Here is a 13708-nt window from a genome sequence, read left to right as displayed (position 1 = left end):
TCCTAGCTAGTACCTAGCGAATAACTACCCAATAGCAACGTGGTCTAATAGCTCATTCACCACATCTAAATGTGTCACGCCATCAGCCAATGCGTCATACGAGAGGCTAAAACGATGGCCTAATACCATAGGTGCGACGGCTCTAATATCATCCGGCAGTACATGGTCTCGCCCTTCTAACCAAGCCTGCGCTCTAGCACATTTATCTAGCGCGATAGAAGCACGGGGACTTGCGCCCACTTCAATCCACTTAGCTAGGCTTGATTCTTGATAGCGGATTGGCTTTCGAGTTGCCATAACAAGCGCCACGATGTAGTTTTCGCTTAACTCTGAAACATTAATGTTGGTGAGTTCACGCCTTGCCGCTAACACAGCATCAGGTTCAATCGTGACGGGAGCTTTACTTTCCATACCGCGATCGTTCTCTGATTTCGTATGAGTACATCCCTGCTCTTCGTTACGAACTAAGCGAATAATGTCCCTTTCGGCTTCATCTTCTGGGTAATCGACGCTTACCTTCATGATAAAACGATCCATCTGAGCTTCTGGTAGTGGGTATGTCCCCTCTTGCTCTATTGGATTTTGGGTCGCCAGTACCATAAACAGTTCAGGCAGTTGATGGGTTTTATCGCCGACAGTAATCGTACCTTCCGCCATGGCTTCAAGTAGTGCAGCCTGCACTTTAGCGGGCGCTCGATTTATCTCATCCGCTAACACGATGCTATTAAAAATTGGACCCGGCTGGAAATTGAGTTGAGGCTTGCCATTTAACTCTTGGTACACTTCTGTGCCTGTCACGTCTGAGGGAAGAAGATCGGGAGTAAATTGAATTCGGCCAAAACTGGTCGCCAATGTGTCAGCGAGTGATTTCACGGAGCGAGTTTTAGCGGTTCCCGGTAAGCCTTCAAGTAATACGTGACCATTGGTCAATAACCCAACCACCAGCGATCGTACAACGTGGCTCTGACCAATAACATTAGACTCAACGTTATCAATTAGTTTTGTAATGGATTCGAATGCATGACTCATACTGTTGATCTTCCTCTGAGGTATTTCTCTGCATTCTAACCATAAGCAACATAACTATTAGTTATAGCGTCTATCCGGAACAGGATTTCAACTTCATTTATATTCGACCTTTACCTTATATGACTTAGATCAAGAAACTCAGCGATTAAAACGTAGACTCGGCTACAAAGCACGCCCAACGGATTTTATAACCATTAGTTATAGTCACTATAAAGCGACAACCCCTCCGTTCACAATTAAGTTAAGCGCCATCAGCAAGTAAGCACGATCCACTCTTACATTTGCTGAACCACTCTTTTAACCGATTACTATTGGAGTCTTTATGGCTAACCTTTTAAGTAAAGTAGCTGTTGGTGTTGGCGCAATCGCTACCGCTGGCGCAGCTGTTGCAGCTGACAAACCGAATATCCTTGCTATCTGGGGTGACGATATTGGTATTTTCAATATTGGCGCATACAACCACGGCATGATGGGCTACGAAACGCCTAACATCGATCGTATTGCAAACGAAGGTGCAATCTTTACTGACCACTATGGTCAACAATCTTGTACTGCGGGTCGCGCTGCATTCTTAACAGGTCAAGAACCTTTCCGTACCGGTCTTTTAACCATCGGTATGCCGGGTTCTGACCACGGTATCCCAGACTGGGCTCCAACGATCGCTGATTTACTAAAAGACCAAGGCTACATGACGGCTCAGTTTGGTAAAAACCACATGGGCGACCAAGATAAGCACCTTCCAACGGCGCACGGTTTTGATGAGTTCTTTGGTAACCTTTACCACTTGAACGCAGAAGAAGAGCCAGAGACGTACTACTACCCTAAAGACCCAGAGTTCCGTAAGAACTTCGGCCCTCGTGGCGTAATTAAGTCAACGGCTGATGGCAAGATTGAAGATACTGGCCCAATGACGCGTAAGCGTATGGAAACCGCTGATGAAGAGTTCCTAGAAAGCTCTTTAGACTTCATGGAGCGTGCTGTTAAAGCAGACAAACCATTCTTCATCTGGCACAACACTACTCGTATGCACGTTTGGACTCGTCTACAAGAGAAATACCAAGGCGTATCTGGCGTTTCTATCTACGCTGACGGCATGATGGAGCACGATGATCACGTAGGTATCCTACTTGATAAACTTGACGACCTTGGTATCGCAGACAACACCATCGTTATCTACTCAACGGATAACGGCGCTGAAACAGCAACATGGCCTGATGGCGGTGCAACGTTCTTCCACGGTGAGAAAGGCACAACATGGGAAGGCGGTTTCCGCGTACCTCAACTTGTTCGCTGGCCAGGTACTATCGACCCAGGCACTAAAATCAACGACATGATGAGCCACAAAGACTGGATCCCAACGCTTCTTGCAGCAGCCGGCGATGACAAAGTGGTCGAGAAACTTAAGTCAGAAAAAGGCGCTCGCTACAACGGTAAGAACTGGCGTGTTCACCTAGATGGCTACAACTTCCTACCGTTCTTTGAAGGTAAAGTTGAAGAAGGTCCTCGTAAAGGCCTACTGTACTTCTCTGCAAATGCTGAGCTAGATGCTGTACGTACTGGTGACTTCAAAGTTCAGTTCGCACACATGGAAGGTAACATCTCTGATGGTGTTCGTTTCCAAACTAACTGGCCGTCAATCGTACACCTACGTGCAGACCCATTTGAAAAAGCACCACACGAATCTGGTATGTACATTCGTTGGATGGCAGACAACATGTGGCTATTCGTACCAGTCGCTGGTGAAGTTCAATCTTTCCTATCAACACTACCTGACTACCCAATTCAACGTAGCCAAGTATTGAACCCTGGTAACTTCAACCAAGACGTACTAATGCTTCAAGGTAAGATGCAACAGCTTGAGCAAGTTCACAATAAAGTGATGCAGTAAGCACTATTGATTTAATTCAATAAGTGACACAGAAAAGCCGAGAGCAGTGATGCTCTCGGCTTTTTGCAATTGGTTAGAAAGGCATCAGAAACCGTAAGTTTGATTATGTGCCTAATTATTGAACGAGCCTTTAAAGTGTGGAATAATTGCACACTTAGAATGACATACTATATAAGGCAGCGGCCTTCCACGAATACTAGGCACAAGTGATGACTCGGCCTAAATAGCCCTAAACCAAACAACCCCAGAAAGGTCTGCTATCAAGACGTTAAATAATTTTTAAACACCTATACTTCCTATGCTCTTTTAAAAAATTAAACGAGCTAAAAAATGTTGATAGCAATCGAAGAAGAATTACGAAGAGACATCATTTGAATTTACTTATTACGCTACTTTTACTCATGTTATTTAGCGCCCAAAGCTTTGCCAAAAAAGTGAATATTGATAGCTATTGGTGGCAAACACCAAACGCCACAATAATCGAGCTTGAGCAAGAGACAAAGAGAATAGACGCTCAAGACATTGTGGGTAAGCAACTCTTTCTGGCATACCTTTATCAAAGAGTGGGTAGAGATAATGATGCGAAGTCTGTATATCGAACAATACAAAACATAACGTTTGAAACGCCACTACAGCGCGTTTACAGCCTTGCTCTTCAAGCCGCGTTTACGTCATCACATAGTGAGCGTTTACCGTTGCAACTAAAGGCCATTTCCGTCGCAGAAAGCGCACAACTGCCTTACCACCACGCCCTTTCTTCAATTGATTTAGCCCACAGTTACCTTAATCTTGGCAAGTATATTGAAAGCTTAGCGATCCTGCAGAAAACCAATAAGGTTATACAAACGCAGCAATTGCCGTTACTTGCCGATATAAATAACGCTTTTGGCCTCTATTACTTTTACACCAAGCAAGTTGACTTAGCTGAGCGACACTATCTCTCTGCCATTCAACAGGCAAAATCAGCACAAAATATGATCCAGCTGCATCAGCTATACCATAACTTGTACCTCTTATATTCAAACGTTGATAAGCCTGAACAAGCAGAGCAAGCAATTAATGATATGTTTAAGCAAAGCGAGTTAACCAAACTGCCTATACAGCTCATTTATTCATACCTAGCAAAAATAGATTTTTCAATAAAACAGCAAAAGTTTGAGCAAGCACTAGGCAATGTCTTGGAAGCCGAAAAACTGGTAAAAAATCAATATTCTTTTGAATCTGTTTCCAATTACTTATTTTTAAGAGCCCTTACTTACGCAGAGCTCAACCAGCAGGAGCCAGCATTACTTGCTTTACAGCTAGGAAAAGAATTTGTTCAGAAGGAAGACGGCGATGATTTGATGCTGATCTACCACAGACGGGCGGCCCATATCTATCAGCTTTTAGGTTTGTATAAACAAGCGTATGAGAGCTTGGATCAATATTCACACTTGCATCAACAAGCCGATGATAAACAACAAAACAAGATGCGTGCTGAGATGGAAGTTGTCTATGAAGTTGAACGAAAAGATTTGGAAGCAGCGTTACTCTCTGAAAAGAACCGAGTGCAGGAATTAGAATTAAGAGCGGCAGAAGAGCATACGCAAATCTATTACTTAGCCTTTACTGGCTCTGCCCTTCTACTGGTGATGACGCTGTTTTTTCTCAACAGCACACTAAAAAATCGAGCATTATTACGGATACAAGCTAACCGTGACCCCCTCACTAATGTAAATAACAGACGTTTTTATGACGACAGTATTAACAAGCTTTGGCTAAATAATAGTACACAGCCTTTTTCCATTATTTCTGTTGATATCGACCATTTTAAATCGCTCAATGATAATTACGGGCATGCTTTCGGGGATCAAGTGTTGATCCAAGTGGCTAAACAGATTGTCGCTTCGGTGAAGGCTCAAGATATTGTTGCTCGAGTTGGTGGGGAGGAGTTTTCGATCATTTTACCTGATGTGGACTTAGAGGCTGCCAAGCCATGCGCCGAGCGTATTCGAGAAACCATTGCCAAGCATAATTACCCGTTTCAAGGTGAGAATATTCAAGTCACTATCAGTTTAGGGCTCACTCATTCCAGTTTATACAATCATCCAGATGATATGTTTAAGTATGCCGACCGGGCACTGTACCAAGCCAAAAGCTCGGGGCGTAATTGCCTGATAGTGGAGCAGTCAGACCATAGCTAACTTTACGCCCTTCCAAATAAGCGGGTAATTCTGACTGTAGTTCACACCAGTTCACCTTAAAACCTGCGTAGATCTGTGCTTCGACTTGTGCCATTTAGTGCTGCATACTCTTTGAGTAAGCTTTTACCTGAAAGCCAAGCAAACTTTTTACTGTAACGTGTAACTACCAAACAATTCCAGACAGAAATAGGTTACTGATATCTAATAACGAGCAAGCCGAGGTTTGCTCAGCTATCTCAGCCCTATCCATATCTATTCTTAGTACTTAAAAGTAGCCATGTCACTTGGGCTGCTAGCCGTTAAGTCACCTGCGGGGTTAATTAGGTGTGGTAAGATTTTAGTCAGGTTAAGATCAATATTATTATTGGTCACTGGATTAATCTTCTCGTTATACCAACCCACTAAACCAAGCACCGCATAGCCAATCGCGTCATCATCTTCTCGATGTTCAATAATAATCTGTAAAAAGCGTAGAATCGCTTTCTCATTAGAACCCGCTTGCTTGCGAGTTGCGTGGAAGATATCTGTAGCTTCTTTAATTAAACCTTCAAACTCAGTTTCAATCGCTACTTTAAACGAACCGCCATCAACAGAAATTTTCATATTTTATGCCAATTATATACATCCTAATGAGCCCGGAATTGTATCTAATTCAGTTAAAATTGTCGCGTTTCAAATATCAGTCAGCATCAATTATCACGAGTATGACTAAGTTACTTAGTGTCCTGTAACGATAGTGTGGATCTGCATTGGCTGTTTGAGACATTAATTATCTGGTACAGACCGATAGCGTTATGAAAATTGATTTTTTCACTCTTAAAATCTTTCTTAACCATGACCAATTAAAGCAGAGTCTATGAAAAAATTAGCGAATCATCTCGGATGATTATTTTGTTCTCATTCTATTAAATAATGAAAACAAAACAGATAAACATGACATGAATAAATCGAGTATCTAAATAGCATGAAAAAATTAAATCTTATCTTTGCCGCTCTTGTCTTTACGATGCTAGCCGGCTGCTCCTCAACTGCAGCAATCGATACTGGAAAAACAAGATCTTATGCCAAGTCACATGAACTTGTTGGCCAAGCTTCTTGGTATGGTAATAAATACCATGGAAAGCTGACTGCAAGTGGTGAGCGATATAACATGAGGGCCTATACTGCGGCTCATAAAACCTTACCATTTGGGACTATCGTAAAGGTTACAAATACAGCCAATGGCAAGTCGGTCGATGTAAAAATCAATGACCGCGGTCCTTTTGTGAAAGGTCGAGTCATTGACCTTTCACAAAAATCATTTGGGCAAATAGGTAACATTAAAAAAGGCTTAGCACCGATTAAAATTGAGATTATTGATGATAGTAATACCTTTAGGTATAAACACTAATATCCATTCGAACGACGCTGAACTCGCCACTTAACAAATGGCTCGATAAACACTACTCAAGTAATAACGAAAACATGTTGAGCGGTGTATTGTTGAGCCTTAAGACCCGTAACCCGGCTTCGTACTTTTACCTAATACCAAGTGTTCTGCATAGATTAGAGTTCCATTAGGATGCCAGAGTAAATAGACACCAACTTGATTATCGACTGACCGTAGAAACAGAAATCCGTTAGGTCTTACTCAGCACAAGCACACGTGACCGCCGGTACATATGCCAACTTATTCTGTTTAAACTGAGATATACCCTGTTTGATGACAGCAATAACTTCATTATCAATTGAGCTGTATTCAAGCTCTGCGATCCAACCGCCACAACCATAACCAACCAGCGGTAAATCTTCGGGTTCGATTTCTGGGTCTTCTGCTATTTCTAAAACTAATGCGCTGGATGTGGATGACAGATACCAACTCTGGATCCCTACTTTGCCTCGGCCCTTTATTTTCTCACCCAATTCGATTGTGCCTTGTATCTCTTTTTCATCCATCTTGAGCATTGTATTCATCCTTTAATCCCCCTCTTAACCTCAAAGACACGCTAGCCATCAACGATACTATCTATCCACCTTGATGTATCGCTTAAATTCCCTTTAGAAACTACCGAAATATCCCATTCCGATACTCTTTTTACAGAAATCGAACCGCTCGTTTCACATCAATACACATTTAATGGTGTGCACTTTTGTCTAACGCCTGTATATTAGAGTCATTACTCTAAATATTGGCAATCAGGATGAAACGATACCCTCTTCGACCACTCTTTGTGCTCTGCCTTAGTTTGGCCTCTTCTGCCTCACATGGGGCGGCAATCACCTTTGATCAGGCGTGGCAACTACTGCAAGAGAACAACCACTCTCTTGCAGCGCAGCGATCCAATGTCGAAAGTTATCAGCACATGGAAAATGCAAAGGGAAATTTAAACCTTCCCTCAGTAACACTTGGGGCAAACTACACAAGGTTGGACAGCGATGTCAGCGTGACAGGTTCACAATTAGCGGAGGCCACAACCTTTCCTGCGATTGGTGGGGCATCAAGTGCGATGATGTCAGGTCTACTGCCCATTCTTGGTGGCGTTGAAACGACCATGGCCGAAAAAGATATTTTCACCTCTTCCATACGTGCGATTTGGCCTATTTTTACTGGCGGCCGAATCAGTGCAGCGCAGCAAGCTGCTCAGGGTCAAACTGAACAAGCGAGAAGTCAGTATGAAATGGAGACTCAAGCACGCTATGAAGATCTAAGTAAATATTACTTCTCCGTGGTGCTTGCAACCGAGGTTCTTAATACTCGAACAGCCGTTGAGCAAGGGTTAGCTCAGCATTTAGATTTTGCGATAAAGCTCGAAGAACAAGGTCAAATAGCCAGAGTTGAACGCCTACAAGCGGAAGCTTCATTTGATAAGGCCAAGGTGGATACTCGTAAGGCGCAAAGTAACTTAGATATCGCGCAATCTGCACTGAGCAAAATTCTGGCTCAAAATAGCTTAGTGACACCATCAGAAACGTTATTTATCAATCAAAATCTGCCACCAATGCAGGTGTTCATCGATCAAACTCTTGCTACCTACCCCGGTCTTTCACTTCTTGATGCCAAAGAGAAACAGGCCAGCAGCTTAATAAAGGCTGAAAAAGGAAAATACTACCCTGAGGTGTACCTATACGGTGACTACAGCCTGCATGAAGATGACTCACTAGCAAGCCAAATGAAGCCAGACTGGATGGTTGGTGTGGGAGTCAGTATTCCGCTGATTGAGTCGTCTGGTCGTAGTGACACGGTTAAAGCCGCTAATAGCAAGGTTCAGCAAGTTCGTTCACTCAAAGCGCAAGCTCGTGAAGATCTATCGGTATTGGTACAAAAAACCTACCTAGAAGCACATCAATCCATTGATGAAGTACTTGGGCTTGAATCAAGCATCAAGCTTGCAACCGAAAATCTAAATCTGCGTGAGAAAGCCTTTAAACAAGGGCTATCCACTTCGCTTGAAGTGGTGGATGCACAGCTCTACTTAGCCAGCATTCAAACTCAGCAATCAGCCGCTCGTTTCCATTACCTTGTCTCTTTAACAAAGTTACTCGCACTGACAAGCGAGATGAACAGCTATCACCAATATCAATCTAATTCGTATGTCATCGCTCATACGGCTCAGACGCAGGAATCACTATGAAACCTAATAAAGCCATCAAACCTATAATTGCATCACTCATCGCTGTCGGATTTATCGCATGGGTGGGGATGAGCTTCTATAAAGCCTACCAACCACAACCGATTCGCCTACAAGGGATGATTGAAGCACAGCAATACAGCATTTCATCTAAAGTTCCGGGGCGAGTCGATGAGGTACTGGTTCGCAAGGGTGATCAAATTAAACAAGGCGATCTTATTTTCACTCTGCATAGCCCTGAAATTGAAGCGAAGCTAGCACAAGCCAAAGCAGGAGAAAAAGCAGCCGGAGCTCTGGCATCTGAAGCCAATAAAGGTGCAAGAACTCAGCAAATTCAAGCGGCTAAAGATCAGTGGTTAAAAGCGAAAGCCGCTGCAGACCTACTTGAGAAAACCTACCAACGTATCAATAACCTTTTCGGTGATGGTGTTGTTGCAGAGCAGCAGCGTGATGAAGTGAAAACTCAATGGCAAGCGGCCAAATACACGCAAAGTGCCGCGTACCAAATGTATCAAATGACCAAAGAAGGCGTACGTGACGAAACCAAACTTGCGGCGGCAGAAAAAGCGGTAATGGCCGCAGGTGCAGTCGCTGAAGTAGAAGCATTTGCCGCAGATACTCAAATTGAGAGCTGGTTTGATGGAGAAGTTTCACAAGTACTGCTACAAAGTGGTGAACTCGCTCCACAAGGCTTTCCTGTCGTCACGGTCATTGACACCCAAGACGCATGGGCAGTGCTTAATGTTCGCGAAGATTACTTAAAGAATTTCACTAAAGGGACACGATTTGACGCTTACCTACCCGCTTTAGATAAAACCGTCACGTTCACAGTAACTCATGTCGCTGTGATGGGTGACTTTGCGACATGGCGCTCGACAGATGCATCACAAGGCTTTGATCTTCGTACATTTGAAGTGGAAGCTCGTCCTACCTATTCAAAAGATCAACTTCGTATGGGTATGAGCCTTGTGGTTGAGCTACCTGTCGGCAATTAGGTGAGCCAGCTATGAGTCACGTACAACAGCAACTTCAAACCCTCAAGCAAGACAAGTGGTTACTCTCTTGTCTAACTTGGGTGCCAATCGCTTTAGCGTTGTGTATCTGGGGGATTTTTTCTGCAGGTATTGCTCGAGATCTGCCTATCGGGGTTGTCGACCTCTCTCACAGTCAAATATCACAGAAATTAATTCATCAGCTCAATGCCTCACCAACAATCCGTGTTGACGAACAGTTCTCAGATGTCTATCAAGCTAAACAGGCTTTGGTTGAGAGCAATATCTATGCGTATGTGATTATCCCTAACGATTTTGACAAGAGTATTTACCGACAAACGCTTCCTCAGGTTTCTACGTTCTACAACAGTCAGTACATTCTGGTTGGGCGACTAATCAACTCCGCTGTGATGCAATCTATCGGCTATTTTAATGCAACCATTGAAACAGCCCAGCACCTTGCATCGGGGAATACAACCACAGGTTCAGCGCTTGGGAAAGCCGTCCCTATCTCGACTCAAATTACCGCATTATTTAATCAAAATACCAACTACGCTCAGTTTTTAGTTTCAGCTGTTATTCCTGCACTTTGGCAAGTGGTGATCGTCGTCTGTACTATTTTGATTTTGGCTGCCAATTTCCGCCGTTACAATACACTACAGGAGTGGCTAGGCTCGAAGCCCTTACTTACGCTTATTCACACGCTGAAAGGTTATATGCTCATTTTCGCAGTGCAAGGCGTCATGTTTCTAACTTGGTTCTATCATTGGTTAAACTGGCCATTACAAGGGTCATTACTACCTGTCATTTTTGCTCAATGGGCAATGATTGTGGCTTGTATCATCATGGGCTGCTTATTCTTTTTTATAACCCTTGATGCCACTCGAGCGATGAGTTTTGCAGGCGCATTTACTGCACCGAGTTTCGCGTTTATGGGCATAACATTCCCTGTAACGGATATGAACCTATTAGCCCAATGGTGGCGCGCTTTACTGCCCGTTAGCCACTATATTGAAGTTCAAGTTTCGCAAGTTAGTTACGCAGCATCTACGCTGGATTCACTTGGGCATTTACTGCCAATGTTTGGTTACCTCATTGCGCTATTGGCTTGTTTCGCTCTGATCAAAAAACGCTATCAAATAGAGGGAAAAGTATGAGTTTTATTTCTCTGATGAAGCAGGAAATTCGAGACTTCTTCTCGAATAAGGCCGTCGTACTGACGGTATTTGGCGGGATTATATTCTACTCATTTCTATACCCATTGCCGTATGCTCAGCAGTCCCCTTTAGAGCAACATATCTCCATCGTTAACCTTGACAACAGTGCGGTCAGCCTGAAACTAGAACGAATGGTTGATGCAACATCCCAAGTAAAAATCATCCAGCGGGATCATAGTATAGAAGCGGCTAAGAACGCTCTTATTGATGGCAAAGTAAGTGGCATATTGGTGATTCCGAAAGATTTTTATAAAGACCTAATGGTAGGAAAAAGCCCCACACTGGCTTATGCAGGCGATGCTTCCTATTTCTTAGTTTATGGAACCGTTGTTGAAGGATTAGCACAGGCAGGTGCGACTCTTGGCGCAGAAGTTAAAGTCGCTCAATTAATGGCACAAGGTGAGCCACTAGTATCGGCAACGAACCAATACGCAAGTATCAAGGCAAACCTAAAACCTACGTTTAATCCTCGCATGGGTTATGTCGATTATGTTGTTCCGGCGGTTTTTGTACTTATTCTTCAGCAAACATTGATCATGGCTGCGGGATTACTCGTCGCCACGCATAAGTCAGAGTCTAGAGGTTGGAGACTTTACGCGCAGATATCTGTTCTTGCTGTAAGAACTCTATTACTGGTTGGTATCTACATTGTGATGAGCGCTTATTACTTTGGGGCAAGTTTTAGTTGGCATGGAATTAATACCCTAGCCCAGCCACAAGAGTTATTTGCGCTTCTCATTCCGTTCTTGCTTTCATCCTGCCTAATTGGCTATGTATTGGGGTTATGGGTACCGCGTCGAGAACTCGTACCGGTGATTGTTCTTATCAGCTCCATGCCTCTGATTTTCTTGGCGGGTTTTATATGGCCACCAGAGATGATCCCTTCAGCATTACTTTGGATTGCAAACCTTATTCCAAGTACCGCGTCGATTAAAGGCTTCCTATCCCTCAATCAAATGGGTGCCAACTGGCAACAAGTCTCTATTTATTTCACTCACTTATGGCTATTAGTCTTATTCTGGGCGGGGGCTCTTGGAGTTACATTATTCCACCGTGCTCGTCGCCATTAATAAAAGAGAGCGACTTAAAGTTCGCAATAAAAAGCCGAACCCTACGATGAAATATGATTAGGTTCGGCTTAATAACTAGTTAAAACTTGTTTCAACGAATATATTGATTGTCAAATAAACGAATGGATCACTCTTGTGGGTAGTCTTTCTTATCCCCTTTAGGTGTTGCATTAACAGTCCAGTGCTCAGCTGGATCAAACCCTTCATCACAAAGATCGATAGTAAAGCCCATCTCTGCGACTTCTTTTAATGTGAGATTATCGGCCATTCTCGCCACTTCACCCATTCTATTGTGCAGTTCCATTTTGTCCCCCAGAGACAACGACGACGTCATCATGCTATTCAAACTAAGTATAGTGAAGATTCACAAGTTCATAGATCATTTCCCTTTCATCGACTGAATATTTACTCTCTTCGCAAACGTTACGCTTCATAAATGAGCATCACTCCATCAGAAGAATTGACCTACCCCTTACTTGGTAATCACCTGAGAATAGCATTACGTCAGAACAACCTCGGTAACCTGCGCGCAAATTACACATCGTTTGCCGTATTGAGTAAGCGATACATTAAGCAGGTAAACAACATGAACATGAAACTTACGCCATTGGTATTAGCGGCGCTTTTAGTGGGCTGTGGTTCAGACAGTAGCGACGAAAACTCGACATCGCCTGAAACCGCAACGTTGAATTTCTCAGTCATTAATCAACTTGATAGCGAGCTCAACTCTTCTGACGTCAATTCTTACGAGCTTGATAGCAACTCTAATCACGATAAAGACCTATCCGATCTAGATAAGGTAAACATCGCTTTTAATTATGTATTCCTAAAGAAAGTCGCTTCACTCCCAGGTGAAGAAGAGACTTGTGACCAAACTGGTCAGTGCGAGCAATACCATAATTACTTTGAGGATCAGGAAGACGAACTGCGCATGATCGAAGTAAAAGCAGCAAACGGAAGCGATGCTGGCCCCCTGTTTGACGGTATGATGGTTAAGCCGGGCTACTACCAGATGTGTTTATACATCAATGGTAAGCATGAAAATGGTGGGCAGGTTGACACCTACTATGATTCCCATGTTATCGAACACAATGGTAATGTGGACTACCTATCTACCCCATCACAAGGCTCATGTGCAGGAGCAAAGCCACCTAAAGATGCTCGCCCTTCTGGCCGCCTAGTCAGCCAAACTTTCCAAGTTCAACGCGGTGAAAACAACCTAGCGTTTAAGTTCAATTTAGAAGAGACACTGCGCTATAACCGAAACCAAGGCTGGCGCTTTTTAGGCCAGAAAGACTTTGAGATCGTTCAAATAGATAGCAACTATGGACAAATCATCGGCTCAGTGGATATAGAGTCAATCCAACAAGAATGTATGATGCAAGACGATTTGGCGCTTGAAGCGGTATACCTCTACCCATACAACACGCGTCAAGATCAAATGCTTGGTTACCATAGTATTGGAGCTGGTGTCGAAGGAGAAAAGCGCCCGCTTAACCACTCCATGGTTTCTACAACGTTTGCCGAAGGCATTGACGAACAGATCGCCTACTTTGGCTTTAACAATGTAAAAGCCGGCACCTATACCCTTGGTTACAGCTGTAGCGCTCAAAATGACACAGAAGAAGGTGCCAGTTTTGAAATTTACAGCTCTCTAGACTCTGTTCTGGTGAAGAAAGGGCAAGTGACTTACCCTGAGTTCATTGCTAACTAGTCTCGCT

Annotated in this window: 12 protein-coding genes; 8 read left to right on the top strand and 4 right to left on the bottom strand. The window is 43.5% G+C overall.

All coding sequences use genetic code 11. From position 1 onward, the window contains the following. Positions 1 to 24: 24 nt before the first annotated feature. Positions 25 to 1029: an AAA family ATPase gene (locus L4C54_RS10245; protein ID WP_428808098.1), complete on the bottom strand. Its 1005-nt coding sequence runs from the start codon at positions 1027 to 1029 to the stop codon at positions 25 to 27. 322 nt (positions 1030 to 1351) lie between these two features. Here L4C54_RS10245 and L4C54_RS10240 point away from each other — a divergent pair, with 322 nt between their 5' ends. After that, the gene (locus L4C54_RS10240; RefSeq protein ID WP_428808097.1) at positions 1352 to 2917 is read left to right on the top strand and encodes an arylsulfatase; all 1566 of its coding nucleotides are present in this window, start codon (positions 1352 to 1354) and stop codon (positions 2915 to 2917) included. A 371-nt stretch (positions 2918 to 3288) separates the two neighbouring features. Further along, positions 3289 to 5100: a GGDEF domain-containing protein gene (locus tag L4C54_RS10235; protein ID WP_428808096.1), complete on the top strand. Its 1812-nt coding sequence runs from the start codon at positions 3289 to 3291 to the stop codon at positions 5098 to 5100. 258 nt (positions 5101 to 5358) lie between these two features. Here the strand turns inward: L4C54_RS10235 and L4C54_RS10230 are convergent, their stop codons facing one another. Next, positions 5359 to 5703 carry a hypothetical protein gene (locus tag L4C54_RS10230; protein ID WP_428808095.1) on the bottom strand — a complete coding sequence of 115 codons (345 nt, stop codon included), beginning with the start codon at positions 5701 to 5703 and terminating at the stop codon, positions 5359 to 5361. 361 nt (positions 5704 to 6064) lie between these two features. On the opposite strand from L4C54_RS10230, the gene L4C54_RS10225 reads away from it, so the two are divergent. Further along, positions 6065 to 6490, top strand: a complete 426-nt coding sequence (locus tag L4C54_RS10225) for a septal ring lytic transglycosylase RlpA family protein (RefSeq protein WP_428808094.1) — start codon at positions 6065 to 6067, stop codon at positions 6488 to 6490. A gap of 236 nt (positions 6491 to 6726) precedes the next feature. Here L4C54_RS10225 and L4C54_RS10220 read toward each other — a convergent pair whose 3' ends face one another. Beyond that, positions 6727 to 7053, bottom strand: coding sequence for a hypothetical protein (locus L4C54_RS10220; protein ID WP_428808093.1), 327 nt, complete (start codon positions 7051 to 7053; stop codon positions 6727 to 6729). Between the two features lie 227 nt (positions 7054 to 7280). Between L4C54_RS10220 and L4C54_RS10215 the strand changes: the two genes are divergently transcribed. Genes L4C54_RS10215 through L4C54_RS10200 form a run of 4 tightly spaced genes read left to right on the top strand, consistent with a single transcriptional unit; the run spans position 7281 to position 11987 of the window. Next, positions 7281 to 8711, top strand: a complete 1431-nt coding sequence (locus L4C54_RS10215; RefSeq protein WP_428808092.1) for a TolC family protein — start codon at positions 7281 to 7283, stop codon at positions 8709 to 8711. Then, positions 8708 to 9703, top strand: coding sequence for an HlyD family secretion protein (locus tag L4C54_RS10210; RefSeq protein ID WP_428802433.1), 996 nt, complete (start codon positions 8708 to 8710; stop codon positions 9701 to 9703). The genes L4C54_RS10215 and L4C54_RS10210 overlap by 4 nt, the downstream gene beginning before the upstream one ends. A gap of 11 nt (positions 9704 to 9714) precedes the next feature. Beyond that, positions 9715 to 10857, top strand: coding sequence for an ABC transporter permease (locus L4C54_RS10205; protein ID WP_428802434.1), 1143 nt, complete (start codon positions 9715 to 9717; stop codon positions 10855 to 10857). After that, positions 10854 to 11987, top strand: coding sequence for an ABC transporter permease (locus tag L4C54_RS10200; protein WP_428802435.1), 1134 nt, complete (start codon positions 10854 to 10856; stop codon positions 11985 to 11987). The genes L4C54_RS10205 and L4C54_RS10200 overlap by 4 nt, the downstream gene beginning before the upstream one ends. Before the next feature lie 127 nt (positions 11988 to 12114). Here L4C54_RS10200 and L4C54_RS10195 read toward each other — a convergent pair whose 3' ends face one another. Next, positions 12115 to 12291, bottom strand: a complete 177-nt coding sequence (locus L4C54_RS10195; RefSeq protein WP_428802436.1) for a hypothetical protein — start codon at positions 12289 to 12291, stop codon at positions 12115 to 12117. A gap of 132 nt (positions 12292 to 12423) precedes the next feature. On the opposite strand from L4C54_RS10195, the gene L4C54_RS10190 reads away from it, so the two are divergent. Next, positions 12424 to 13701, top strand: a complete 1278-nt coding sequence (locus tag L4C54_RS10190) for a hypothetical protein (protein ID WP_428808091.1) — start codon at positions 12424 to 12426, stop codon at positions 13699 to 13701. Positions 13702 to 13708 lie beyond the last annotated feature (7 nt).

The organism is Vibrio lamellibrachiae (assembly GCF_050337265.1).
In the GTDB taxonomy this organism is placed as follows: domain Bacteria; phylum Pseudomonadota; class Gammaproteobacteria; order Enterobacterales; family Vibrionaceae; genus Vibrio; species Vibrio kyushuensis.
The sequence above is the reverse complement of the archived record's forward strand: the minus strand, read 5'-3'. Positions and strand labels throughout refer to the sequence as shown.